General features: G+C 40.7%; 24 protein-coding genes. 6 read left to right on the top strand and 18 right to left on the bottom strand.

The features are described from left to right. The first annotated feature begins 393 nt into the window (after nt 1-393). From ACOYVE_RS08900 to ACOYVE_RS08885, 4 genes are all read left to right on the top strand, one after another. The gene (locus tag ACOYVE_RS08900) at nt 394-1,074 is read left to right on the top strand and encodes a Crp/Fnr family transcriptional regulator (RefSeq protein WP_014856583.1); all 681 of its coding nucleotides are present in this window, start codon (nt 394-396) and stop codon (nt 1,072-1,074) included. A gap of 1 nt (nt 1,075) precedes the next feature. Beyond that, complete coding sequence (locus ACOYVE_RS08895; protein ID WP_157867375.1) at nt 1,076-1,897, top strand: PHP domain-containing protein; 822 nt, start codon at nt 1,076-1,078, stop codon at nt 1,895-1,897. 101 nt (nt 1,898-1,998) lie between these two features. Next, complete coding sequence (locus ACOYVE_RS08890) at nt 1,999-4,218, top strand: two-component regulator propeller domain-containing protein (protein WP_081489498.1); 2,220 nt, start codon at nt 1,999-2,001, stop codon at nt 4,216-4,218. Nucleotides 4,219-4,224: 6 nt separating this feature from the next. Continuing rightward, a complete protein-coding gene (locus ACOYVE_RS08885) occupies nt 4,225-6,177 on the top strand; it encodes an ABC-F family ATP-binding cassette domain-containing protein (protein ID WP_422881585.1) in 1,953 nt (650 codons plus the stop codon). A gap of 4 nt (nt 6,178-6,181) precedes the next feature. Here the strand turns inward: ACOYVE_RS08885 and ACOYVE_RS08880 are convergent, their stop codons facing one another. Then, entirely contained in the window at nt 6,182-7,147 is a 966-nt protein-coding gene (locus tag ACOYVE_RS08880; protein WP_014856579.1) for an ROK family protein, read from the bottom strand. Nucleotides 7,148-7,272: 125 nt separating this feature from the next. Here ACOYVE_RS08880 and bshC point away from each other — a divergent pair, with 125 nt between their 5' ends. Beyond that, entirely contained in the window at nt 7,273-8,898 is a 1,626-nt protein-coding gene (bshC, locus tag ACOYVE_RS08875; RefSeq protein ID WP_422881583.1) for a bacillithiol biosynthesis cysteine-adding enzyme BshC, read from the top strand. Here bshC and aroA read toward each other — a convergent pair whose 3' ends face one another. The 7 genes from aroA to corA form a co-directional block, all read right to left on the bottom strand. Beyond that, nucleotides 8,899-10,179, bottom strand: a complete 1,281-nt coding sequence (gene aroA, locus ACOYVE_RS08870; RefSeq protein ID WP_422881581.1) for a 3-phosphoshikimate 1-carboxyvinyltransferase — start codon at nt 10,177-10,179, stop codon at nt 8,899-8,901. Then, nucleotides 10,176-10,766: a TrmH family RNA methyltransferase gene (locus ACOYVE_RS08865; protein ID WP_014856576.1), complete on the bottom strand. Its 591-nt coding sequence runs from the start codon at nt 10,764-10,766 to the stop codon at nt 10,176-10,178. Before ACOYVE_RS08865 ends, aroA begins: the two co-directional genes overlap by 4 nt. Further along, nucleotides 10,763-10,993 carry a type II toxin-antitoxin system HicB family antitoxin gene (locus ACOYVE_RS08860; RefSeq protein WP_014856575.1) on the bottom strand — a complete coding sequence of 77 codons (231 nt, stop codon included), beginning with the start codon at nt 10,991-10,993 and terminating at the stop codon, nt 10,763-10,765. Before ACOYVE_RS08860 ends, ACOYVE_RS08865 begins: the two co-directional genes overlap by 4 nt. After that, nucleotides 10,993-11,691, bottom strand: a complete 699-nt coding sequence (deoC, locus tag ACOYVE_RS08855) for a deoxyribose-phosphate aldolase (RefSeq protein WP_041356505.1) — start codon at nt 11,689-11,691, stop codon at nt 10,993-10,995. Before deoC ends, ACOYVE_RS08860 begins: the two co-directional genes overlap by 1 nt. Nucleotides 11,692-11,863: 172 nt before the next feature. Further along, nucleotides 11,864-12,748: a bifunctional methylenetetrahydrofolate dehydrogenase/methenyltetrahydrofolate cyclohydrolase FolD gene (folD, locus tag ACOYVE_RS08850; RefSeq protein ID WP_014856573.1), complete on the bottom strand. Its 885-nt coding sequence runs from the start codon at nt 12,746-12,748 to the stop codon at nt 11,864-11,866. An 87-nt stretch (nt 12,749-12,835) separates the two neighbouring features. Next, nucleotides 12,836-13,642 (bottom strand): TIGR00282 family metallophosphoesterase, encoded by an 807-nt coding sequence (locus ACOYVE_RS08845; RefSeq protein WP_014856572.1) that lies wholly within the window; start codon nt 13,640-13,642, stop codon nt 12,836-12,838. A gap of 57 nt (nt 13,643-13,699) precedes the next feature. Further along, nucleotides 13,700-14,764, bottom strand: a complete 1,065-nt coding sequence (gene corA, locus ACOYVE_RS08840) for a magnesium/cobalt transporter CorA (RefSeq protein ID WP_422881579.1) — start codon at nt 14,762-14,764, stop codon at nt 13,700-13,702. 83 nt (nt 14,765-14,847) lie between these two features. Between corA and ACOYVE_RS08835 the strand changes: the two genes are divergently transcribed. Next, on the top strand, nt 14,848-16,497 hold the full coding sequence (locus ACOYVE_RS08835; RefSeq protein WP_422881578.1) for an exonuclease domain-containing protein: 1,650 nt from the start codon (nt 14,848-14,850) through the stop codon (nt 16,495-16,497). A gap of 1 nt (nt 16,498) precedes the next feature. Here the strand turns inward: ACOYVE_RS08835 and ACOYVE_RS08830 are convergent, their stop codons facing one another. From ACOYVE_RS08830 to ACOYVE_RS08785, 10 genes are all read right to left on the bottom strand, one after another. Beyond that, nucleotides 16,499-16,789 (bottom strand): hypothetical protein, encoded by a 291-nt coding sequence (locus tag ACOYVE_RS08830; protein WP_041356045.1) that lies wholly within the window; start codon nt 16,787-16,789, stop codon nt 16,499-16,501. 12 nt (nt 16,790-16,801) lie between these two features. Then, nucleotides 16,802-17,161, bottom strand: a complete 360-nt coding sequence (locus tag ACOYVE_RS08825) for a DUF1634 domain-containing protein (protein ID WP_422881577.1) — start codon at nt 17,159-17,161, stop codon at nt 16,802-16,804. 6 nt (nt 17,162-17,167) lie between these two features. Next, nucleotides 17,168-18,022, bottom strand: coding sequence for a sulfite exporter TauE/SafE family protein (locus tag ACOYVE_RS08820; protein WP_422881575.1), 855 nt, complete (start codon nt 18,020-18,022; stop codon nt 17,168-17,170). Next, nucleotides 18,012-19,664 carry a S41 family peptidase gene (locus tag ACOYVE_RS08815; RefSeq protein ID WP_422881573.1) on the bottom strand — a complete coding sequence of 551 codons (1,653 nt, stop codon included), beginning with the start codon at nt 19,662-19,664 and terminating at the stop codon, nt 18,012-18,014. Before ACOYVE_RS08815 ends, ACOYVE_RS08820 begins: the two co-directional genes overlap by 11 nt. After that, nucleotides 19,661-20,284, bottom strand: a complete 624-nt coding sequence (gene tmk, locus ACOYVE_RS08810) for a dTMP kinase (RefSeq protein WP_422881571.1) — start codon at nt 20,282-20,284, stop codon at nt 19,661-19,663. The genes ACOYVE_RS08815 and tmk overlap by 4 nt, the downstream gene beginning before the upstream one ends. Before the next feature lie 3 nt (nt 20,285-20,287). Continuing rightward, on the bottom strand, nt 20,288-21,199 hold the full coding sequence (locus tag ACOYVE_RS08805) for a CdaR family protein (RefSeq protein WP_014856564.1): 912 nt from the start codon (nt 21,197-21,199) through the stop codon (nt 20,288-20,290). A 63-nt stretch (nt 21,200-21,262) separates the two neighbouring features. Beyond that, a complete protein-coding gene (locus tag ACOYVE_RS08800) occupies nt 21,263-21,859 on the bottom strand; it encodes a BMC domain-containing protein (protein WP_014856563.1) in 597 nt (198 codons plus the stop codon). 7 nt (nt 21,860-21,866) lie between these two features. Then, nucleotides 21,867-22,148 (bottom strand): ethanolamine utilization microcompartment protein EutM, encoded by a 282-nt coding sequence (gene eutM / locus ACOYVE_RS08795; protein ID WP_014856562.1) that lies wholly within the window; start codon nt 22,146-22,148, stop codon nt 21,867-21,869. Nucleotides 22,149-22,208: 60 nt separating this feature from the next. Next, on the bottom strand, nt 22,209-22,613 hold the full coding sequence (gene ruvX, locus ACOYVE_RS08790) for a Holliday junction resolvase RuvX (protein ID WP_014856561.1): 405 nt from the start codon (nt 22,611-22,613) through the stop codon (nt 22,209-22,211). A gap of 25 nt (nt 22,614-22,638) precedes the next feature. Then, the gene (locus tag ACOYVE_RS08785; protein ID WP_014856560.1) at nt 22,639-24,828 is read right to left on the bottom strand and encodes a RelA/SpoT family protein; all 2,190 of its coding nucleotides are present in this window, start codon (nt 24,826-24,828) and stop codon (nt 22,639-22,641) included. Nucleotides 24,829-24,915 lie beyond the last annotated feature (87 nt).

Genomic DNA, 24,915 nt, shown 5'->3' with positions numbered 1-24,915 from the left:
TTTTGTTCCTATTATTTGTATTTTGCATAAGAGACTCCTTTTAGTTTTTTTAGTTGCCTAAACCAAAAATTACTAATTTTTCAGGAGTCTCTCTTTTTTATTTTCAACTAAAAATGAATTTACACCAATTATCTCCCCTTTTTCAATTTAGAGGCGTTAAGATTCTGTAATTTTTTAATAGTATTTTTAGATTAACCGTTTTAGTTAAACCAAAGCGAACATTAGTTCTAATTAATTTAGGAAAACGGCTTGTTTTTTATTAAATTCAAATAATGGATATACAATCCGTTTATATTATTTTCCTTACTTTTACAACATATAAAATTACTTGTCAAATGATTTATAAAAAGTTATTTTTATAAAATCATTCTTAAATTAACTTCGGGAAGGGATATGGAGGCGGGGAGTTTCCTTAGATACGTGCCGATTTTTTCGAATTTGCCTGATGACACTCTAAAAAGTATTGAAATTTCCGGCGCTCGTAAGATATATTCCAGGAATGAAGTAATATTGAAAGAAGACGAATCCGGCACTGCGCTGTTCATTATTCTGAGTGGCAAAGTCAAAGTATCGCGTACGAGCGAGGACGGCAAAGAAGTTATCCTGTCGATACTCTCGGAGAATGATTTTTTCGGCGAGATGGCAATTCTCGACGGACAAGCCAGGTCGGCTACGGTTACAGCAATCGAAGACTCGGAGATTTTTATTATACAGAGGAACGAATTTATCGAATTGCTCAAGGAGCATCACGACGTAGCCCTGGCGCTTCTCGAAGAACTCACGCGCCGCCTTCGGTCTGCCGACGTTAAAATAAAAGCGCTCTCGCTCAAAGACGCCGAAGGTAAAGTGGCGACGGTCTTACTCGAACTTGCCGAAAGTATCGGCAAAATAAAACAAGGCAAAGTCGAACTCGAAAAATTGCCCGTTCAACAGGATATTGCAAATATGGCGGGCACTTCGAGAGAAACAATCTCAAGAACTCTCCATTCTTTTGCCAAAAAAGGTTTGATCGAGATCGACGGACCGAATATAAGAATTGTAGACTACGAAAAATTCAAGGAACTATACGGCTAATATGATTGACATGCATATACATACTACCTACTCGGACGGCGCCTATTCGCCCGAGGAAATTGTTCAAATGGCTTACGAAAAAGGTTTGCGCACAATCAGCATTACCGATCACGACACGATCGACGGATTGGAAAAAGCTATTGTATGCGGAAAAGATCTCGGAGTAGAAGTAATTCCGGGACTCGAAATAAGCACCGACATCGACAATGTTGAAGTTCATTTACTGGCTTACTTTATCGACTATAAAAACGAAGAGCTGAAAAAATATCTCGCTTTTTTCAAAGAAGAACGCTACCACCGCGCCAAAAGGATTGTCGACAAGCTGAGAAATCTCGGAATGAATATTAAAATCGACGACGTTATTGACAGAGCTCAAAATTCCGCCATCGGCAGGCCCCATATTGCTTATACGCTGGTCGACCTCGGAATTATCGACAATTACTTCGAAGCGTTCGAAAAATATATCGGCGACAAAGGACCCGCATACGAAAGGAAAATTCATTTCTCACCGCAAAGCGCTTTGAAACTGATTGAAGACGCCGGCGGACTTTCGTTTATCGCTCATCCGGGTTTCATCAAGGAATCGATTCTTGTCAATATTATCGAAGCGGGTCTCGACGGCATTGAAGTAATTCATCCTAGCCATAACGACAATCAAATCGGGTTTTATAAAGGCATCGTAAATCAATATTGTCTTCTGGAAAGCGGAGGCTCGGATTTTCACGGTGGTAAAAAAAACGACGAAGACAATCTGGGTAAATTCAATTTAGCTCCGAACCATCTCGACGCCATGAGAAAAATGCTTCACAGGAACACCGCTTGATTTCTGATCTTTTTTTCATTTCCTATTTTTTTCTCGTTAAATGCAATTATGTAGTTTAAATATTATCTTTTATTATCAATTATAATAACTTGCGGTAAAATATGTTTAGATTAACCCAAAGCCTTTTGTTATTCTTGTTTGTTTGTGTGAATATCTACGCCCAGAACATATTAAACTGGGAAGTCTATGCTAATATGGATAATGTGGTCGATCTAACTACGTCCGATGAAGGAGTATGGGTTGCCACAACCGGAGGAGCTTACTTGTTCAATCCTAGCGATTCTTCGTTCGTAATCGTAAACAAAGCCGACAAGCTCAACAGTCAGAATTTCACTTCGATTTTAGTCGATTCCGATAAGAACATTTGGTTCGGCACAGAAGAGGGTTATGTAATTTTTTACGACACTGAAAACGGCGAGACAAAAAACATCCTCGATATATATAAGTCCGATAAATCTCAAAAAAGAGTAAATAATCTTTATGCCAGAGGCGACACAATTTTCGTAGCCACTTCTTTCGGCGTTGTATTGATTAATAAAAATAATTATTCGCTTTACGACACTTTTACAAAATTCGGAAATTTTTCCACGGAAATTAACGTAAATGCGGTAATCAAAAAAGAGAGAATTTTTACGGCTACTTCCTCCGGTATTGCAGTTCAAAAACCGGGGACAATTAATCTTGTCGCGCCCGAGTCATGGGATAATTATTCGTCGCCGTCTTCGGGCTTCTTCGGTACGATTCGAAAATTCGATATCTATAACAATAGAGTAATTGCGGCTACCGACAACGGCGTTTACGAATTCAATTCATCCTGGGATATTTTAACTTTGCAAACTGTTCCCGTTGTCGACGTTTACGTGGACGGCAGTCTTATATACGCAGCCACAAAAAATTCGATTTACCTCTACGACGGTTCGAATGAATCGTTAATCTACAACAATAATTCTTATGATTTTAAATCGGTCACGGTTTATAACGGGAATATCTATATTGGCACAACGGCAGGCGTAATTGAACTTGACAACGGAATCGAAAGAATAATAAAGCCGGACAACCCGCCAAGCAATTCGTTTTTAAATATGGACGTAGACCTTGATGGCAACCTGTGGATTGCCACAGGAAAAGACGGGCAAGGCATCGGAGCTATGGTATTCGACGGCAACCGGTGGGACGTAGTGAATTATCAGAAATTTCCCTCGCTTCAAACCAACGACGTTTTCAGCGTGCGCGCTTCAAGAACTTCAAATGCAGTATACTTAGGCACCTGGGGAAGAGGTTTTGCCGTTTATAAGGATGGAGCGCTCACGGCTTACAACAGCTCAAACAGTCCGTTGGCGGGAGTCCCGAACGATCCGAATTTTGTTGTAATCACAGATATGGAAGAAGATTCCAAAGGCAACGTCTGGCTGACAAACCTTCAGAACACTTTCCTGCAGCAGCTTTACGTTCTGACAACCGACGGCAACTGGTACGGCTATTCGTTCACAAAACCGTTGCTGTCTTCGAACGATTTGGCATACGAGTTGGAAATCGACCAGTTCGATACTAAATGGTTCCGTTTGTTTTCGGGAAGAATCGGTCTCTATTACTATAACGAAAACGGAACTTTCTCAAACACAAACGACGACAAACAGGGCTATATCAGTCAATTAAACGGACTTCTTACGAACACAATAACGGCGCTCAAAGTCGATAACAGAGGACAATTGTGGGTGGGCACAAGTCTCGGTATGAACATTATACCGGATCCCTCAAATCCTTCGGTGCTAAATATCTCCATCCCTTCTCTCAGGGGACTTTCGGTAACTTCGATAGCCGTCGACGCCGTGGATCAAAAATGGGTAGGCACAAACAAAGGTTTATTGCAGCTTTCATCCGACGGATTCGAAGTTATCAATTATTTTACGTCTCTCAACAGTCCCCTGCCCGACGACATGATACGTTCAATTACAATCGATAAAAAGAGAGGGATTGTTTATGCGGGCACAGATTACGGACTTGTAAAAATCGAAACTACATTTTTACAGCCCGCCGAATCTTTCGGAGAGATTTTCGTTTATCCGTCTCCTTTTGTCGTCAATAATTCCGCCGAAAACACTCTGACAATCGACGGGTTAATCGACGATTCCTATATAAAAATAATAGATATCAATAACAAACTGATAAGAGACTTCAAAGCCCCCGGAGGAAGAATTGCATACTGGGACGGCAGAGACAACGACGGCAATTACGTCTCCTCCGGAATATATATTATTGTAGCGTACGACAGAGACGCCAATAATGTGGCGGTGTCCAAAGTAGCAGTTATTCGGAAATAAGAATTTATGATTGACATAATAAATTTATCCGTTCAATTTACGGGCGACAACTTATTCGAAGACGTAAATATTAAAATCAATCGAGACGATAAAATTGCTCTTGTCGGTTCCAACGGCAAGGGCAAGTCCACCTTGTTGAAAATAATATGCGGATTGGAACTGCCTGAAACCGGCAAAGTACTTATTCAAAAAGGGACAAGAATCGGTTACTTGCCTCAGGATTTGATAAGATTCAAGGAAAGAACGCTTCTTGAAGAAGTAAAATCCTCGATGCCCGACATTAAACAACTCGAAGAAAAAGAAGCGTCGATAATTTCTCAATTGGAATCCGCCGACATAACCGAAGCGGAAAAAAAGGAGCTTATTGAGGAGTTGGGAGAGATACATCATCTTAAGGAGCAAAACGATTATTATTCGCTTGAAGCGAGAGCCGAAAAAGTACTTACGGGCTTGGGATTCAAAAATACCGATTTCAATCGCAGAACCGAAGAGTTTTCGGGCGGATGGCAAATGAGAATTCAATTGGCTAAGATTTTATTGGGAGAAAACGATTTAATACTTCTCGACGAACCGACGAATCACCTTGACATCGACACATTAATGTGGTTAGAAGGCTTTCTTAAAAATTACCGCGGCGCTTTGATAATCGTTTCGCACGACAGACATTTTATTAATAACGTTACAAACAAAACTCTCGAAATATTTAACAGAAAAATTAATTTTTTCCCCGGCACATACGATCAATATTTAAGATTTCGTAAAGAAAGAGAAATACAATTAAAAGAAGCTGAAAAAAATCTCGAAAAGAAAATCAAAGAAACAGAACGCTTTATCGAAAGATTCAGGTATAAAGCTACAAAAGCTCGACAGGTCCAAAGCCGCATAAAGCAATTGGAAAAACTCGAAAGGGTCGAGCTCGAAGACGACGAAAAACATATAAATTTCCGTATTCCCGAAGTGGAACAGAGCGGCGCAATTCCCGTTGAATTAAAAAAGATTTCAAAATCGTACGGCGTCTTAAAAGTGCTCGAAAATATTGACGTCAAAATAGAACGTGGAGAAAAAATTGCAATTGTCGGTCCCAACGGAGCCGGCAAAACTACGTTAGCAAAAGTAATTGCCAAAAGAATTGAGCCCTCTTCCGGGGAAGTAATTTACGGACATAACACAATAGTCTCCTACTACGAACAGGAAGTTACCGAATCTTTAAATGGAGAAGACGACCTGATCGATTCATTGCAAACGGTAAACGACGAACTGACTCCGGGTCAATTAAGGTCGTTGCTCGGTTCGTTCCTTTTTACGGGGGATTCGATATTTAAGAAAGTGAAAGTTCTCTCGGGCGGAGAAAAAAGCAGGCTCGCTTTGGCGCGTCTCCTGCTTACAAAAAGCAATGTTATAATTCTCGACGAACCGACGAACCATCTCGATTATTCATCCAAAGAAATTCTGCAAAACGCTCTGGCGGATTTCAAAGGCACATTGATAATCGTATCCCACGATATTGATTTTCTGAAACCGATAATTAACAAGGTTTATGAATTAAGAGACAAATCCCTCAGAGTTCATTACGGCGGCATCGATTATTATTTATCGAAAAAAGAAGAAGAACGAGCGTTCGAAGAATCTGCAGGACAGAATCAGTCCAACAAATCGCTCAGAAAAGAAACCAAAAGAAAAGAAGCCGAGCTGCGTCAATTAAAATATAAAGAAACAAAAGAATTAAGGGAAAGATTATACCATTGCGAAGAAAGAATAAACGAACTCGAGCAAACTAAACTTGAATTGGAAAAAGAACTGGCCGACCCCAAGACATTTAACAATCCGGAATTCTTAAAAGAAAAAAACATCGCTTATAATAACATTAAAAAAGAGCTCGAACTGTCTTTCGAAGAATGGACGGAATTATCTACTCAGCTTGAATCGATTGAAGAAAAATACAAAGAACAACTCGGGTAAATTATTATTTCAGGAATTCCTCCGCCAGGGCAATACCGCCGTAGATTGCAGCGTCGTCCCCCAATTTAGTAGCTCTTATTTCGACAATCTTACCCGGAGCCGGTAAAACGCCGTTGTAAAACGAGGCTTTAATAATCGGGAGTATAAAGTCCTCCATTGCCTCCACTACCCCGCCCCCCAGAACAATGGTATCGAAATTCAGTAAAGTTGTTAAACTACCGAGTACAGTACCCGTAACTGTCGCCGCTTTCGACAGAACCTTCACCGTCAATTTATCCTGCTTTTTTAACGCCTCGAGCAATACTTTGCTTTTTAATTTCTTTCCGGATTCTACGTACTTTCTTAGTATCGAATCCTTTCCCTTACGGATTTCTTTAATAATAGTTTCCTCAATTGCAGTTCTGCTGGCAGTCTTTTCGAAAGTTCTTCTTTTGGGTTTTGTGGCAAACGCGCCTTTTTTGTCAACCAGCATATGACCAATTTCGCCGGCGTAGAAACTGGAACCTCTGTAGATTTTACCGTCGAAGAACAGAGCGCCTCCTATTCCCGTTCCGATAAACACCACCAGCATATTCTTCACTTCATCCCCGAACTCGAATTTCTTGATTCCCAGTCCTGCCAGATTAACGTCGTTTTCAATCAAAACGGGCATCGAAATTTTTGAAGAGAGAGCTTCTTTTATATTGAAATTATTGATCCCGAGATTCGGAGCGGTATCTATTATTCCAGTAAAGGGATTAACCGTACCGGGTACGCCCATTGCCACGGCTTTAATATTTTTTTCGGTCAGGCTATTTTCCCTTATTATCGCTGTTACCGACTCGGAGATCGAGTCGACCAAACCGTCCGCTCCTTTTTTCAAAGAAGTAGGAATTTTTATACGCGATACGATATTATTATCTTTATCGACCAGAGCAGTCAATATTTTTGTTCCTCCGAGGTCTACGGAGATAATAAATTCCCGCGACATTAAGTTCCCCCTTATCAAATTATCGATTTTAGTCTATTGGATTTTTTATTATTTTGACACTGTAAAATCTTCATATTATTACTTCGACAAATATAAAATATTTTTCATTAAGTCTGAGGTCAATAATGTACATAAATTATTCGGACATACCCGGACATCCGAATTTATTTCTCGATTATCTTTATGAATTCGAAAACGTAGAAAAATTTTACGGCAAAAACTTTCGCGACGAACAGGGATATCAAAAGCTATTCGATTCTCTTCATTCATACGAACGACCACACAGAGAAAAAGTAACGGAAATAATCAAAGAACAGTACAAAAACATCCGCGCTTCGAAACTTACGCTTTCCAACATAGAGGAACTAAATTCGAAAAATACAATAGCGATTGTTACCGGACAGCAATTGGGTATTTTCGGAGGACCGCTTTATACGTTTTACAAGACTATTACAGCCATCAAACTGGCGACATACTTAAATGATAAATACGATAAATTCAATTTCGTTCCCGTATTCTGGTTGGAAGCCGACGACCACGATTTCGACGAAGTAAGAAAAATTAATATACTCGACCGGGATAATTCGCTCAGGACTCTCATGTACGACGACGGACTCGACGAAGCCGTTAACAGAGGGAGCGTGGGCAATATAAAATTTAACGACAATCTAAGGAAACTGCTGGAAGAATTATCTTCTTCTCTCCGTGAATCGGAGTTTAAAATGACATTAATGGATTTGCTCAAATCGTTTTATCAACCCGACGCCACTTTTTTGGAAAGCTTCAGGAATTTACTAATCCGATTATTCGACGAGTACGGATTGGTTGTATTTAATCCTTCCGATCCGGAAGTAAAAAAATTATTAACTCCGGTATTCAAGAAAGAACTAAGCGACTATAAAGAGCATACCGTTTCATTGGTCGAGCGCAGCGCCGAACTGGAAGAGATTTACCACGCTCAGGTAAAAGTTAAACCTGTAAATCTTTTTTACCTCGACGAAAACGAAAGACTTTCTATAGAACCGACAGACGAAGGCTTCCGGTTAAAAGGCAGAAGGAAAAAATTTTCATACGACGATATGACTGCGCAGCTGGAATTTGCTCCGGAACGTTTCAGCCCCAATGTGTTATTGAGACCGATATGCCAGGATTACCTTTTGCCTACGGGTTTCTATATAGCTGGACCTGCCGAAATAAGTTACTTTGCACAGTTGACGCCTTTATATAATTTTTTCGGGATTATCTCGCCGTATATATACCCGAGAGCTTCAGCGACGATTCTTGAAAATAACATACAATCTCTGTTGAATAAATATCAGTTGAAAATAGAAGAGGCATTCAGTCCGCAGGAAGATTTAATTGAAAAGATAATTGCCCGAAACAGCGGCAACAATATCGACGCTCTCTTTGAAGACGCTCAGGAAAAAATTAGCGCCGTTCTAAACGAACTGGGAAAACATCTTAGCGCGATCGACAAAACGATGCTCGATTTAACCGAAAAGACCGGGAATCGGATCAACGAAAGTTTGAAGAACTTAAGAACAAAAGCCAACGACGCCGAAAGAAGGAAGCACGAGGTAACGATAAGGCAACTCAATAAGATACAAAACGTTTTATATCCGAATGAAAATCTACAGGAACGGGAATTGAATTTTACCTACTTTGCCAATAAATACGGACTCGACATACTCAGATGGATTTATAACGAATTGTCGATTAATAAATTCGAGCATCAAATACTCGAGCTGTAATTACGCGACAATCTCATTTAATTGTTTAAGAAAATCGGGATTTGAAACGGCGACAGATTCAAATTCGTTTACGCTCCCGCCCCGTTCGAGCGCCATCGACATAACGGCAAACGCCATAGCTATGCGGTGGTCTCCATAGCTTTCGAATAAGACATGGTTATTCTTAATATTTCCGCCTACTTCAAAACCGTCTTCGAATTCTTCAACGTCGAGTCCGAGTTTTTTATAATTGCTGCAAAGCGCGGCTATCCGGTCGGATTCTTTATATCGTAATTCTTTTGCATGGTTTATTCTGAAGTTTCCTTCCGCAAAAACTCCGGCTACGGATAATATCGGGATTTCGTCGATGATGTTTGGAATGATTTCTTCCGAGATTTCAGTATTCACAAGATCGCTCGATAAAATGCGGATGTCGCCCGTTTTTTCTCCGTTTTCGGATGCTTCGTTTTCAATCAAAATATTGGCGCCCATCATTTTCAATACGGCAAGGATGCCCGTACGCGTTTCGTTTAACGAAACGTTTTTTATGACAAGCTCCGAACCGGGTACAAGAAGAGTAAGCGCAATAAAGAAAGCCGCCGTGGATATATCCGACGGGACTGTCATTTCAAAGGGCTCGGGATAATTTATTGCAGAAGCGTAAATCTTTTTTCCGTTCTTATATAACTCTGTTTCCAGTCCGAGCATTATTTCGGTATGATTTCGAGTGGGAACCGGCTCGTAAATAACCGTTGTTTGCTCCAGGTGCAATGCCGCAAGAATGACGGCGCTTTTAACCTGCGCGCTCGGTACTTTCAATTCATACTCAATAGCATGAAGATTATCCGAAGGATAAATTGTAATGGGGAGAGTTCCCGTATCGGAGGCTTCGATTGCGGCTCCCATTCGACTCAGCGGTTCTATAATTCTTTTCATCGGCCGTTTAGAAAGAGATTCGTCTCCCGTTATTACCGTTTTAAAATTCTGCGCCGCCAAAATACCGGTAATCAAACGCGCCGTTGTGCCTGAATTGCCGGCATATAATTCAGACGGGGGTTCTTTGAAATTACGGCTGCCCGCTCCGTTGACTATTAATAATTCGCCTTTCTTTTCTATAAGAGCGCCCAATTTTTTAAAACATTCAATTGTAGAATTAACGTCTGCGGAGTTAGAGCAATTTTTGATCAGCGATTTGCCCTCAGCCATCGAAGCAAACATTACGGATCTGTGAGAAATCGACTTGTCGCCAGGCAGTCGAAGTTCGCCTTTAATTTTATTTACTTTTTCGAATTTTTGAATCATTTTTCGCACCAATCGTCGATAAGTTTATTTATTTCTTCCTCGGTGAGCTCGCTTTTGTCGTACATTCCTTTTACTTTTCTCTGTCGTTGAGCTTCGTAAAGAGTAACTGCCGCGGCTACCGAAATATTCAAACTTTGAATCATTCCGTACATCGGTATGTAGAAAAGTCCGTCCGCTTGTTCTTTCATCTCCTCGGAAATTCCTCTGTGTTCGTTTCCGAAAACCAGAGCTACTTTGCCCGTCAAATCGAGGTCATAAAGATTGATTGCATTTTTATCGAGATAGCTTGCATAAACTTTGAAGCCTTCCTTATGTAGAGAGTCGATACCTTCTTGGATACTATTGAATTTTTCGGTTTCGATCCACTTATTAGCCGAAGCCGAAGTTACCTTGCTTATTTTAGGAAATTCTTCCACTGTATAAATCAGTGAAACTTTCGGAACTCCGACCGCGTCACACGTTCTGAATACTGCGCTTACGTTGTGCGGGTCGTGTACATTTTCAATTACGACTCTAAGCGAAAACTGACGATTCCTGATCGTTTCGGAAATTTTTTTTATTCTGCTTTCGGTACGAAATTTTCTCATAAATCTTTGTTGAAGATTACCTTATAAACAATTTGATTTCCTTCTTTCCTTGCCCTGTCTATTTTGAATTTAAAATCGGATTTAACATGCAGATAAAACCGTAAGAGTTCCAAAGTTTTATCAATAGCCTCGTCTTCGGAATGAGCCCAGCTTTCGCAACCTTTCATAGAAGGAATTTCGGCAGTGTAGCCGTCGTCGGTTTTCAAAACGATTAAATCGAGAACCATTAATAACCGCCGCCTGTATTCGATTCGCCTTTTACGATTTTAACGCTAGCGCTTGCGCCTATTCTGTCGGCTCCGCTTTTAATCATCAACATGGCGTCCTCGGCAGTTCTGATTCCCCCGGACGCCTTCACGCCTACCGATGATCCTACTACGTATTTCATCAACGCAACATCGCCTGCGGTTGCGCCTCCTTTACTGAATCCCGTTGATGTTTTTACAAAATCAGCCTTGGCTTCTTTGCTTATTATACATGCTTTAACTTTTTCTTCATCGGTAAGGAGAGCCGTTTCGATAATAACTTTGCATACGGCGTTGTATTTTTTTGCCGCGAGCACGACCTGATTAATATCGTTGAAGACATAGTCATAATTACCCTGTTTAAGCATACCTACGTTGATAACCATATCGATTTCCTGCGCTCCGTTTTTCAATGCCTGCTCCGCCTCGAATCTTTTTACTTCGGTAGTTGTCGCTCCGAGCGGGAATCCGATAACCGTACAAACTTTAACATCCGAGCCCTGCAGCAACTCTCTGCATAAGGAAACAAAACAAGGATTAACGCATACCGACGCGAAATGATATGTCCTGGCTTCCTCGCATAATTTTTTTATATCGTCGGGCGTGGTTTCCGGTTTTAAAAGCGTGTGATCGATCATACGCGCAATCGACTTATCGGGAATTTCGTCTCCTACGCCCATACCTGCGGCAATACGGTCGGCTCCGTTGTCGATAATATTTTTAACTGCAATCGGCTGATCGACTACATTACGCTCCCAGCCTTCGCATGTTCCGCCTTTACAATAAAATTCCTGTAGCGATTTTTCAACGAGCACTTGTGAAATTATTTTGTCAAGAAGATTCGATTCCATATTAATTACCCATTATCTTTTGGTATGCTTCGAAAGTGTTGCGTAATAGCATTGCGCGCGTCATTAACCCTACTCCGCCCGGCACCGGAGTAATATATGAAGCTTTTTCAAAAACTTCTTCATAATCCACATCTCCTACGAGCCGGTATCCTGATTTAGTAGTTTTATCCTCAATTCTGTTAATGCCGACATCGATTACAACCGCGCCTTCCTTTACCATTGACGCTTTAATAAATTTAGGTCTGCCTATGGCGGCAATCAGAATATCGGCTTCTTTAGTAAAACGCGACAGGTCTTTGGCGGCCGAATGACATACGGTAACAATCGAATTAGCTCCTTCTTTTTTCTGCAACATCATGTTTGCCACCGGCTTGCCGACTATATTGCTTCTGCCGACCACTACGACGTGTTTTCCGCTCGTTTCGATATCATATCTTTTAAGAATTTCAACTATGCCGTAAGGAGTGCACGGATAGAAAGTGTCTTTTCCGATAACAAGATTTCCAACGTTCTGCGGATGAAATCCGTCAACATCTTTCGAAGGGACAATGGTTTCGATTACTCGATTTTCGTCGATATGCCCCGGCAAAGGCAATTGAACAAGAATTCCGTGATATTCAGGATCGTTGTTATATTTTCGAATTAAATTAAGCAATTCATCTTCGGTCGTATCTTCGGGTAATGATTCAACTTTCGATTTTATGCCAATCTCTTCGCAATCTTTGCTTTTAGAGGAGACATATACTTTAGAGGCGGGATTATCGCCTACCAGAATTGCAACCAATCCCGGAACCGTTTTCCCTTCGGATTTCAGTTTTCGAATGCTTTCTTTGAGTTCGGCTTTGATATCCGATGCTATTTTTTTACCGTCTAATATAACAGCCATTTAATAACGCTCAATTTATTTAAAATCTCATTCGAAAATTATTCATTTCATTCCAAAGAGAAAAATAATACGCAGAAAAAAGAGAATTTAATTTGCAGGAACCGTTTTATTAAATTCCGGAATAAGGATTCTCTCGATTTCAATTGTCTTGCCCGTATCAGCGTCTACCTTCAAAAACAATCCGCACAAATGCACATTATCTTTCGCCACCTGATATTTTTGAGGAGTTTGATAAAGGAAGCGGTTAATCGCCGCGTCGGTTTTCATGCCGATTACCGAATCGTACGGACCCGTCATTCCGCAATCCGTAATATAACCCGTGCCGTTAGGAAAAATTCTTTCGTCTGCAGTTTGAATATGAGTATGAGTACCGATTAAAGCGGAGATTTTTCCGTCGAGGAAATTCGCCATTGCAAGTTTTTCAGCGGTAGCTTCCGCATGAAAATCGACAATTATAACCTTTGTTGTCCCCTCGAGTTTTGACAGCGCCCATTCACTCGTTCTGAAAGGGCAGTCGATTGGAGCCATAAAGGCTCTGCCTTGCAAATTAATTACCGCTACTTTTCCCTTGTTGGTGTCGGCAATGTAGTAACCGTTGCCGTAAGTGCCTTTGGGGTAGTTAAGAGGTCTAATGACGCGGTTATCTTTACGCAAATATTCCTGAGATTGATGTTTATCCCACGTATGATTTCCGCCGGTTATTACATCGACGCCGAGATCAAAGAGCGCCTTTGCTTCCTTTTCGGTACACCCTTTCCCGTCGGAGGCATTTTCGCCGTTTACGATCGTAAGGTCGGCTCTGTATTTTTTTTGTAAGCCGGGCAGCCACATCTGAACAATATCGAGCCCGGGTTGTCCTACTATGTCGCCTATAAACAATATATTAATATTCATAACTTTCTTTTTTAATTTAAAATAAATTCGGAACAATAATTATAAAGAATTACGGATTCATAACCAACGCTTTTTTCTGAAATAATAGAGCATAAACAATCCGATAACAAGCATTACAAACAAAACAATCGGGTAACCGTACGGGTGTTCAAGTTCGGGCATATAACGGAAATTCATTCCGTAGATGCCTGCTATAAAAGTAAGGGGTATAAAAATAGTTGCAATAATTGTAAGAACTTTCATTACCTGGTTCATCCGATTGCTCAAGCTCGATAAATAGATATCCATGACCGCCGCAACCATTTCCCTGTATGTTTCGATTATATCGATAATCTGGATTACGTGGTCGTACACATCCCGATAATAATTATATGTGACGTCGCTCAGCAATTCTGATTCGCTCTGCAAAATATTGTCGACCATTTCTCTTACCGGCCACGACGATTTTCTTACAAGTATCAAATTGGTTTTAAGTTTATGAATTTCTTCGACGTTGCCGTCTTCGGGTTCTTTGACCATTTTTTCTTCAAGCGCCTCGATTTTTTCGCCTATCTGTTCGAGCAGATAAAAATAGTGGTCTATAACCGTATCGATAATCGAATATGCAAGATAGTCGGTTCCTAGACGCCTAATTCTGTTTTTGTTGTTTTTAATCCTGTTTCTGAGATTATCGAGCACATCGCCTTCTTTTTCCTGAAACGTAAATACGAATTCTTTTGTAACTATAAGACTTAATTGCTCGTTGTCAATTTCATTTGTTCCCTTGTTAAAACTCAGCATTCTCAATACAACAAATAAATAATTGTCATAGTCGTCGAATTTCGGACGCTGGTTGACGTTAAGTACGTCTTCAAGGGTAAGCAGATGAATGCCGAACATTTTTTCGAAACTTTCGAATATATCCACCTGATGCAATCCGGTAATATTTACCCATTTAATACCTTCTGTATTTTTAAAGCTTTCGAGCTCGCCGACGTTTTCGATATCATATTCACTGTAATCGGATTCGTTGTATCGAATAAGTTTTATTTTTACTTTTTCTGCGGATTTGTAACCTGTATAGACAAGACTGCCCGGCGGCAACCCCGCCTTTTCGGTTTGTCTTCTGAATAGTCTTTTCAATTAAATTTTCTCCGTATATTTTAGTAATGTAAATTACAATATAAAACAGACGGACGAATAATCAATATATTATTTTGCGGGACATGGAATTAACGGAAATAAAACTGGATAAAGCCGAATATTGCGTATTCGATTTCGAAACCACAGGAGTATCCGCGCGAAACGAAAGAGTTATCGAAATCGGAATTGTAAAGATAAGGAATAAAAAAATTATCGATACGTTTTCTTCGTATATAAATCCGGGCAGACAAGTACCTCCTTTTATAACCCGATTAACCGGCATAACCGACGACGACGTGGCGCAGGCTCCCTATTTTGAAGACGTATATAATGATATATTGGATTTCTTCGGCGATTCGGTTCTTGTAGCGCATAATCTCAAATTCGACTATTCCTTCTTGAAATACGAATGCTTAAAAACAGGACTTGAGATGCCGGAGAATCCCGCCGTTTGTACATTACAGCTGGCAAAACGTATTTATCCCGAACTTCCCAGCAAAGCGCTCGGAAGTCTCACCAGGCATTTGAAAATTCGCCACAGAAAAGTACATACCGGACTCGGCGACGCGATGGCCACGGCAAAAATATTAATAAAAATGTTCGACCTTCTAATTGACGAACATCATGTCGAAACGGTATCGGATCTTATTCGCTTTCAAACTCTGACAAACTCTAAATCCTATAGAATCATAAAAAAAAGTCTGGCTGACGACTACGTTAAAATTCCCGATACGCCCGGCGTGTATTTCTTCAAAAATAAAAAAGAAGATGTGGTTTATATCGGGAAAGCCAAATCTCTTAAAAAAAGATTATCCAATTATTTCGTAAACAATGCTCCCCGCAAAACAAAAAAGATTGTTACGAAAGCCGACAAGATTGAGTTTCTGGGCACAAATTCCGAGCTTACTGCATTATTGGCCGAAGCCGAACTGATTAAAAAACATAAACCCGCTTATAATAAATTATTGAAAAAATATACCCGCAATTATTTTATAAGAGTAACCTCGCGGGAGAATTACCCCGTCGTCGAAGTAACAACCAAATTCGACTTCGACGGGAATGATTATTACGGACCTTATCCCAACCGCGATATCGCTCGACTGATTAAAGAAATCATCGACAAAACTTACAAACTTCGAGAATGCAAGGAGAAAGAATTCTCGAAGAAAAAAAAATGTTATTTGTTCGACATAAAACGCTGCACAGCTCCCTGCGTCAACGAGGATCGGAAGGAATACGATAAGGAACTGGAAATGGCGCGCGAATTTTTGAGCGGGAAAAATCAGTCTGCGCTTGACAGGTTATTGCAAAAGATGAAAGCGCTAAGCGAAGAAAAAAAATTCGAAGAAGCGGCGGAAATAAGAGACGTAATAAATTTGATTTTCAAGCAATTGCATAAAGCCTCGATATTGAGCGAACCGGTTAATAAAGCGAAGACTTTGATTGAGATTGCCGGAGAGAACAAAAACGACTATTTACTTTTACTCGAAGGAAAACTTTTTATACGGAATTTTATATCCGAATCCGATAAATATTTTGACGAAATCTTAAAAGATTATTTCGACGGCGCCGTAGAACTATTTAAAGAAATAACCGAGCAAGACTTGGAAAGACTAAAGATTACCCTTAATTGGCTTATTAAAAACAGAAGTAAAATTAAGATTCATGATTTAAGCCGTATAAATTCTTATAATGAACTGGCTTCGAATTTAATCTTTCCCTCAAAAGCTTGAACTAATTCGCAATAAATCTGCCGATTAATAATCTCACAAAATAAGCAGTAAAGAGAATTAAAATTCCATAGACAAGAACCGCTTTAATCGATTCGGACGCGAGAACAATAGTGGACATATATCCGCGCCATCCGCATTCCCGGCAGCGGTATATTTTATAAAATGTCGTTTTCTTGACGATTTGCTCCGCCATATTTCTTGCCCTGGAGCGATGAAGTGTATATTGGGAATTACATTTTGGACATTTGGAATATTGCGGATCTTTGCCGATAAAAATTTTGTAGCGCTTCAACTCTACCCCCTTCTACCCGAGATTTAATGAAAAACTCAGCCCTATGGAAATGCTCATCGCTAATATAACAACTACGGCAATAGTAATAAAGAAAAATTTCTTGTCTCCTATTTTGTAAAAGTAGTAACACGAAAAAAAAACTCTTAATATCGGAGTCGTTATCAGTACAAGCGTGCCGAGATAGAAAAACGGCGCCGGGTCGAAAGAAATTAATCTCGAGATGAAATCCTTTAAGGAAACAATCCCTGCGACCGAGAAAAAGTCTTTGGCGTTGCCGTTAACAACCACAAGAATAATTCCGCAAAGGTAGAAAAATACGGTCATGTATATCCCGGCCGATAATACTTTCGATATATACCTGTTCAAATTCATATCGACTCACATTAAATTTAATCCGGTTGACAAGCCGCGTATTATCATTCTAACGGACAGATAACCGGCAACGACAATAAAGATTATTTTGATATATTTTGTCGGGATTCGATTCATAAATATGCTTCCAAGAGTGGCGCCGGTAATTGTGCCAAGAGCTACCGGAGCCACTATAAACGAGTTAACCGCTCCGTTTAGAAAATACAAAACGGCGCTAGCCGCGGCGGTTACTCCTATCATAAATTTACTCGTGGCAACCGCAACTTTCATCGGCACTTTCATATATCCGTTCATCACCGAGACTTTTATTATACCTCCTCCAATACCCAACAAGCCGGAGCCGATTCCCGCAAGCATGGAAATAAATCCGCCTTTGACCGGATGCAACACACGATATTCGACCGCCTTTTTTTCCGCTTTGTCGTAAAACGTATCTTCGAAATTCAACAAAGCATTTTCAGCAGGTTCGTAATCAATACCGGAATTATTTGTTTTTTCTTCCCTGTTTTTGAAAGAATAAAATGCCATTACGAATACGAGCGCGCCGAAGATTACGCTCAATATCCATCCGTGTAGAATAAGCGCCAGGAATGCTCCGATAAGAGCTCCGGTAGTTGTAAAGATTTCGAGAAACATACCGAGTTTCAAATTAGTAATTTCCTGTTCGACGTATCTGTTCGCCCCGGCGACGGAGGTGGCAATAACAGATATAAGGCTTGCCGCTATCGCATAATGAACGGGGATGTTAAAAATCAAAGTCAGCGCCGGGACCACAATTATTCCACCCCCGATTCCCACCAGCGCTCCCAGCAAGCCGGCGCCTATTGCAATCAAGTAGATAAGAAGCAGTTCAGTTAACATCAGGATTCAACAATTTTTTATACAATTTTTCGTTATTCAGAACGGATAGCGCCGTATTGAATTGCGCATCGTGCTTCAAAGACTCGATTATACGCGCGACTCTTCCGTTGCTTCTTGCTTGCAGCTCTTCCCTGATCAATCCGGCTATTTCGCTCCCGTATTTTTCAATCTGCTCGTCTAACGCCGAAACCTGATTCTTCTCTTCATTTTTCAAGAGCGCTATAAGATTCTCTGAAAGCCCTTCGCTCTTTGCCTTTTTCAACAGTTCTCTAATTAAACGGAGGGAAGGCGATTCGTATTTAAAATCACTGTTTAACAAATATTCCTTGAATTTATCGATAAGGAATTTATCAGGCAAAGATTTGAAATCGGTATTAATATTGTTGTTGAATAAATTAGTCGCGAAACGGAAGAACATTCCTTCAGCCAACAAATTTTGAATTAGGTCGGATTTAGTGGTATTATCCACTATCGAATCTGGCGTTATTCCCCCGCCCGAATAAACTTTTCTGTTATTGTCGGTCTTAAAAATTACTCCGTTCTTCTCTTTTCGGTTTTCCAGAAGAATTTTTTCATCAGTATAATCAATCCTTTGTATTGAACGTCCGCTCGGAGTATAATATCGAGCCGTAGTAATTTTAAGAGAAGTATTATACGAAAGAGGAACGACAGTTTGAACCAACCCTTTACCGAATGAATTCTCTCCGATTAAAACAGCGCGGTCGTGATCCTGCAATGCGCCCGCGACTATTTCGGAAGCCGATGCGGACCCCTGATCGATTAGCGCAGCCATTCTAATATCCCCGGCTATCGGCTCTTCCTCCGAATAATATTTTTTGATTTGGGTCGTGTCTCTGCCTTCCACCGAAACAATCAAGTCTCCTTTTTTCAAAAACTTTTCCGCCACTTCTATAGCGGCGTTCAACAATCCGCCCGGATTGCCTCTTAAATCGAGCACGATACTTTTGATCTCCTTTTTCCCGCCGAGTTCAATCAAGGCTTTTTTTACCTCTTCCCCGGCTGAGCGGGAAAAACCGCTCAATTTCAGATAAGCATTATTTGAATTTTCCGGATAGAATCCGTAGTACGATAAATTTTTTATTTCGATATCTTCTCTAACCAGATTGAACACTATCGGTTCGCTCGAACCTTCCCGTTTTACAGTAACCGTAACCAAAGTCCCGGGTTCGCCTTTGAGCAGTTCGCTCAGAGTTTCATAATTATCTTTCGATACATCCACGGAATCGATCCTGATAATTACGTCTCCGATTCTCATCCCCTGCCGTTGCGCCGAATATCCTTCGATCAAATCGACAATTGTTATATTGTCGTTACGCAATCCGACCGTCGCTCCGATGCCGCCGTATGTGCCTTTTGTAATTATATCGATATCCTTCTGATGAACATCATCTATAAAGTTTGTGTAGGGATCGAGCGATTCGAGCATGCCTTCTATGCCGGACTGCATTAACTTTTCGGGATCGATCGGGTCTACGTAATTTAACGATAGCTCTTTATAAACCCGTCCGAATATATCGATGCTTTTGTTTATTTTAAAATAGATGTCGCTGTCGCTGCGGAAAAATCCGCTGAACAAAAATGCAAGTAACAAAACAATTATTAATTGTCGTTTCGTTTTCATGCTTCTACCCGAATCTTCTTTTCGATTTCTTCTATGATTATTTTGTGTATTTCTTCGATTGTCAACATGCCGTCGATTTTTCTGAATCGTTTCTCTTTTTGGGAAAGTTGGAGATAACCTTTTCTTACGTTTTCATAGAATTCTCTTTGCGACGTTTCGATTCTGTCGAGTTCGTGTTTTTTTACAATCGACATTCTTCTGAAGACCTCATCGACCGGTAAATCGATAAAAAAAGTTAGCGCCGGAACAGCTTGTCCTATTACAAAACTTTGTAGTTTTTCTACAAAATCTCCGGGCAAGCCTCTGCCGTACGATTGGTAGGCAATTGTTGAATCGTGAAATCTGTCCGAAATCACCCAAATATTTTTTTTGAGAGCGGGAAGAATTTTTTCTTTTACCAGTTGAGCCCGACTTGCCGAGAAAAGCAACAACTCCGTTTCGTCGCACATCCCGATGTTTTTTTTGTCCAGGAGAATAGAACGGATACTTTCGGAAATGTCGGTGCCGCCGGGTTCTCTTATAACCAGGACTTTTTCGTTTTTATTTTCCAGGTATTCTTTGAGCAGCTTAACTTGAGTCGACTTGCCGCAAAAGTCAAGTCCTTCGAAGGTAATGAACATAAGCTATCTCTCTCTGATGATATATTTTAATTTAGAAGGAACAGCGCCGACCAATTCGGTATATTTAGGAATGATAATACGCGGAACGAGCATTTCTTCATCATCCCCAAGCGCGTCTCTGTAATCGGCGAACACTTTTATATCTTCTTTGGAAAGTCTTCCGAGTTTATTCAAGCCGCCTCTCAGTATAACATTAATTTTAACGGGAAATATCAGCAATTCTTTGTCCGGCGGCGTGTTCAAAATCTTTACCGGAATATCCTTGAATTCGAGTACGATAATTTTTTCAACGTCGAATTTGAATTTGCATCTGTCCGTCGAGTATTCGATGCCGTTTACTAAAAGCAGGTCTACTTCCCCTTCCTGGGATTCGTTGACATTTTCGAATTTTATCGTATCGGTTTTTACGGATTCGACATTCTTCAAAATCGATTCGGGACCGGAAACTACTACAGAATCAGGAATAAATTCCACTTCCGACGCCAGCCCGAATCCTTGCGCGAAGCTTATTTTGAAATTTTTCTCTACGGGCGCTTTTTTAGTTACCCTGTCTTCAATCCTCAATTTTATTTCCGAAGGGATTATTTCAACGACAGATACCGACGAACCGATCCAGGGATTGTTTTCAAATTCGTTTTTCAAATTCATCGTATGTCTGCCTTTGCTTTGCGGAGACGAAACATAAAATTTATGTTCTCCGCCCATACAAATTTTTGCCAATTCCCACCCTTTGCCTTTTAAGCGAACATAAACGGACTCGCCCGACAAAAAAAACGGGGCATATTGTTGCGGAAGGTCCGAAAGTTCAACGGGAGCGTTGATGCCGCAGATATAATCTTCCGAAAGGGCGATTGAACCCCATAGCACAATTGAAATTATAACTACGGAGATAATCGGTAAAAGTTTGTTCTTCATGGTTTAAATATAAAAAAAGGCTTTATCAAAAGCCTTTTTTCATAAATAAATTTGGAGTCTCAATTAACCTCTGAGAGTGTTGAACAACTCGATTAAAGTTTCTCTGTTGGCTTTCGAAATTTCCCTTCCTTTTATCGGGAAATTAGGGAAAGCGCGAGCCAATCTTCTCAGTTTGTGCACGTTTAATTTCGACAATTCTTCCAAGGGCGGCACTTCGGTTATATCTCCGTTTCCGAAAAAATCGTCCTCTTCCGGTTCCTCGTTTTCGAGTTCTTTTATAGCTTCATGTTTTAACGATTCCAGATGTTTGTGAACGGCATCCGGATTATCTGATTTTTCTTTTACCGGTTGTTCGATAGGTTTTTCGGGTTTTGGCGTTGTTTTTTCGTCGTCCGGTTTTAGCAGTATATCGATTTGTTCGTCGGGTCTCGGGATTACATGAACCGACACCAGTTCTCCCACGCGTTGAGCGGCGGCTGCGCCTGCGTCCACGGCCGCTTTAACTGCGGCAACTTCTCCGATAATTTCAACTGTAACCAGTCCCGCTTTTACTTTTTCTTTACGGAGCAATTTAACATTGGCTGCCTTGAGCATAGCGTCTGCCGCTTCGATAGCAGCCACCAAGCCCCTGGTTTCAATCAACCCTAAAGCCAATTGCATAATTCAATTACTTGGAACGTTTGGGAAGAATCAATTCCACATCTGTATGAGGACGAGGAATTACGTGAACCGAAACCAATTCACCGACGCGTTGAGCGGCTGCCGCGCCTGCGTCCGTAGCTGCTTTAACGGCTCCAACGTCGCCGCGCACCATAACGGTTACATAACCGCCGCCGATAGTTTCTTTTCCGATTAATTCCACTTTGGCAGCTTTTACCATAGCGTCGGCTGCTTCAATGGCTCCTACCAATCCTTTGGTTTCGATCATGCCAAGTGCATCGAGTGTCATATGAGGGCTCCATATTGTGTTTAAATTTCGACATCAAAATAGCTTATATAACTAAAAATGTCAATTTGATTTTTTTCTGAGATAATCTTCCAGCATAATCGCCGCGGCATTCTTGTCGATCAATCCTTTGTCTTTTCTCTTTTTTTTAGTCGGCACGCTTTCGATTATTCTCCTCTGCGCCATATGCGAAGTGTATCTTTCGTCTACCAATTCAATTTCTATTCCGCAGGCATTGCGAAGCTTCCGGGAAAAATCTTTAACTATCAAGGAAACTTTCGATTCTTCGCCGTTCTCTTTTAACGGATTACCGATAATAATTTTAATTACGTTATACTCGTCTATCAATTTCAAAATATTAGCTATCAGATTGGAGTCGTTGTCGAGAGTTGTTACGGGATATGCAAAAATATTGAGCGGATCGGTAACTGCAACGCCCACGCGCTTTTCGCCGTAATCGAGAGACATTATCCGGGATTCAGTGACAGACATATTATTGATTGTCGGCGTCAAACCGTTCTACGGAGTAGACGCCTTTGTTCTTTTTGAGTCGCTCTATCAGTTTATTAAGGTGATTCAGATCCCTTACATAAACGGTGATTGTTCCTTTAAACATCGAATCGGCAGTGCTGAAATTGACCGATTTAATATTAGTGTTTTCAAAAGTCGTAATACTATTCGAAATATCTTTCAGAATACCGGGCATATCTTCGCCTTTTATGATAATGCCCGCAACAAAGTAAGAGCCGTCGGTTTTAGGCCAGTTAACCGGCACTACCCTTTCTTCGTTGCTCTTTAACATATTAATCAGGTTTTTGCAATCTTTACGGTGCACTTTAATTCCCTCGCCGATTGTAACATAACCGATTATCGGGTCGCCGGGAATCGGATTGCAACACTTTGCATAACTTATCGACAGACCTTTCTGTTCGCCTTCAACGATTACACCGCCGGCAGTATGGCGCGCTATATCGACAAAACGATCGAACTCAAGTTCGCCGCTTTCTTTCTGGCTCTCCTGAGCCTGTACGTTGAGCGCAGGATTCAAAATCCGGTCGAGGTCTACGTTGTTTGAGGCAATCGCTTTATAAAAGCTTTTGACGTTGTCGAATTTGAGCTTTTTCGAAAGCTTAACTAAATCGTCGGGAGTCAGGGCGAGTTTATATTTTTTGACTTTTTTCTCGAATATCTCCTTACCGTTTTCGATTATCCGTTCTTCTTCTTTATTCAGGTATCTGCGAATATGACTTTTGGCTTTATGCGTTTTGACAAACTGCAACCAGCTTTTGTTAGGATGCTGATTTTTTGAAGTGATGATTTCGACCTGGTCGCCGCTGTGGAGAATTGTATTCAATGGAACAATTTTGCCGTTGACTTTAGCGCCTATACAGTGGTTGCCCACGTTACTGTGAATCTCATAAGCGAAATCGACCGGAGTGGAATTGATAGGCAGCCTTTTGAGTTCTCCTTTTGGAGTAAAAACATAAATTTCGTCCTGATAAAGATTCAGTTTAAAACTTGCGAGTATTTCTTTGGTAGCCTCGTCTTTGGAAGCGTTTTCGAAAATATCCCTTACCCAGCTTACCCATTCTTCGAGTTCTTTGTCGGCGCTAGTAATATTCTCTTTGTATTTCCAGTGAGCAGCCACGCCGCGTTCGGCAATTTCATGCATCTTACGCGTTCGAATCTGAACCTCTACGAGTCTACCTTCCGGACCGATAACGGTAGTATGAATCGATTGATAGTTGTTCTTTTTCGGAATCGAAATAAAATCCTTAAAACGGTCGGGTATCGGTTTGAAAAGCTCGTTCACAATTCCAAGCACGAGATAACAACTGTTTTTATCGTCGTTTTCCAGAATAATTCTGATAGCAAGCTTGTCATATATTTGTTCGAACGGAAGATTCTGAGTTACCATTTTTCTGTAGATACTGTAGAGATGTTTGGGTCTTCCGCTTATTTCGAATTTCAGGTTATATTCTTTCAGTTTTTCTGATACAGGCTTAATAACTTTGTTCAGAAAAGCCTCTCTTTCCTTTCGCGTATCCGAAATTTTTTGAGCAATACTGTCATAAGCTTCTCTGTTGAGATACTTGAATGCCAGGTCTTCCATTTCCCATTTAATGGCGCCGAGACCGAATCTGTGGGCAAAGGGCGCATAAATTTCGAGCGTCTCTTTCGCAATGCGGCGTTGTTTTTGAGGGCTTACAAATTCGAGCGTGCGCATGTTATGGAGGCGGTCGGCAAATTTAACCAGAATTACGCGCACATCTTTTACCATAGAGAGCAAGAGCTTTCTGTAATTTTCGGCTTTGACAATTTCCTGTTCCTTAAACACTCCGCCTATTTTCGTAACGCCGTCGACAATCTCTGCAACTTCCTGTCCGAATTCTCTTTCAATAAATTCGATGTTTATGTCGGAATCTTCAACCACGTCATGCAGCAACGCCCCGACTATCGATATGTCGTCGAGCGGAATTTCTCTGGCAAGAATCATTGCCACTTCGTAGGGATGATTGAAATACGGTTCACCGGAAGCTCGAAAGTCGTTTTTATGCGACTCGTAGCTCAAATGAAATGCTTTTTCGATAAGAGCTTCGTTTACTACCCGTAAATTTTTTCGGCAAACTTCAAGAAGCTCGTCGAGCATTTTTTTATGTTTAATTCCGATTACCGTTTCCATGTTAAGCAAAGTTTTACTTAAATAAAGCGAAAATATCGATAAAAAACAATTGTCAAAACGTTATACAGATTCAGCGCCGTATAAGTT

This window comes from Melioribacter sp. (assembly GCF_049325435.1).
GTDB lineage: Bacteria > Bacteroidota > Ignavibacteria > Ignavibacteriales > Melioribacteraceae > Melioribacter > Melioribacter roseus.
This window is presented reverse-complemented; position numbering and strand designations above follow the sequence as displayed.

Bases quoted from the DNA above. Each gene is read 5' to 3' on its own strand.
- ACOYVE_RS08900 (WP_014856583.1), top strand. From the start codon at position 394: ATGGAGGCGGGGAGTTTCCTTAGATACGTGCCGATTTTTTCGAATTTG.
- ACOYVE_RS08895 (WP_157867375.1), top strand. From the start codon at position 1,076: ATGATTGACATGCATATACATACTACCTACTCGGACGGCGCCTATTCG.
- ACOYVE_RS08890 (WP_081489498.1), top strand. From the start codon at position 1,999: ATGTTTAGATTAACCCAAAGCCTTTTGTTATTCTTGTTTGTTTGTGTG.
- ACOYVE_RS08885 (WP_422881585.1), top strand. From the start codon at position 4,225: ATGATTGACATAATAAATTTATCCGTTCAATTTACGGGCGACAACTTA.
- ACOYVE_RS08880 (WP_014856579.1), bottom strand. From the start codon at position 7,147: ATGTCGCGGGAATTTATTATCTCCGTAGACCTCGGAGGAACAAAAATA.
- bshC (WP_422881583.1), top strand. From the start codon at position 7,273: ATGTACATAAATTATTCGGACATACCCGGACATCCGAATTTATTTCTC.
- aroA (WP_422881581.1), bottom strand. From the start codon at position 10,179: ATGATTCAAAAATTCGAAAAAGTAAATAAAATTAAAGGCGAACTTCGA.
- ACOYVE_RS08865 (WP_014856576.1), bottom strand. From the start codon at position 10,766: ATGAGAAAATTTCGTACCGAAAGCAGAATAAAAAAAATTTCCGAAACG.
- ACOYVE_RS08860 (WP_014856575.1), bottom strand. From the start codon at position 10,993: ATGGTTCTCGATTTAATCGTTTTGAAAACCGACGACGGCTACACTGCC.
- deoC (WP_041356505.1), bottom strand. From the start codon at position 11,691: ATGGGCGTAGGAGACGAAATTCCCGATAAGTCGATTGCGCGTATGATC.
- folD (WP_014856573.1), bottom strand. From the start codon at position 12,748: ATGGCTGTTATATTAGACGGTAAAAAAATAGCATCGGATATCAAAGCC.
- ACOYVE_RS08845 (WP_014856572.1), bottom strand. From the start codon at position 13,642: ATGAATATTAATATATTGTTTATAGGCGACATAGTAGGACAACCCGGG.
- ACOYVE_RS08835 (WP_422881578.1), top strand. From the start codon at position 14,848: ATGGAATTAACGGAAATAAAACTGGATAAAGCCGAATATTGCGTATTC.
- ACOYVE_RS08825 (WP_422881577.1), bottom strand. From the start codon at position 17,161: ATGAATTTGAACAGGTATATATCGAAAGTATTATCGGCCGGGATATAC.
- ACOYVE_RS08820 (WP_422881575.1), bottom strand. From the start codon at position 18,022: ATGTTAACTGAACTGCTTCTTATCTACTTGATTGCAATAGGCGCCGGC.
- ACOYVE_RS08815 (WP_422881573.1), bottom strand. From the start codon at position 19,664: ATGAAAACGAAACGACAATTAATAATTGTTTTGTTACTTGCATTTTTG.
- tmk (WP_422881571.1), bottom strand. From the start codon at position 20,284: ATGTTCATTACCTTCGAAGGACTTGACTTTTGCGGCAAGTCGACTCAA.
- ACOYVE_RS08805 (WP_014856564.1), bottom strand. From the start codon at position 21,199: ATGAAGAACAAACTTTTACCGATTATCTCCGTAGTTATAATTTCAATT.
- ACOYVE_RS08800 (WP_014856563.1), bottom strand. From the start codon at position 21,859: ATGCAATTGGCTTTAGGGTTGATTGAAACCAGGGGCTTGGTGGCTGCT.
- eutM (WP_014856562.1), bottom strand. From the start codon at position 22,148: ATGACACTCGATGCACTTGGCATGATCGAAACCAAAGGATTGGTAGGA.
- ruvX (WP_014856561.1), bottom strand. From the start codon at position 22,613: ATGTCTCTCGATTACGGCGAAAAGCGCGTGGGCGTTGCAGTTACCGAT.
- ACOYVE_RS08785 (WP_014856560.1), bottom strand. From the start codon at position 24,828: ATGGAAACGGTAATCGGAATTAAACATAAAAAAATGCTCGACGAGCTT.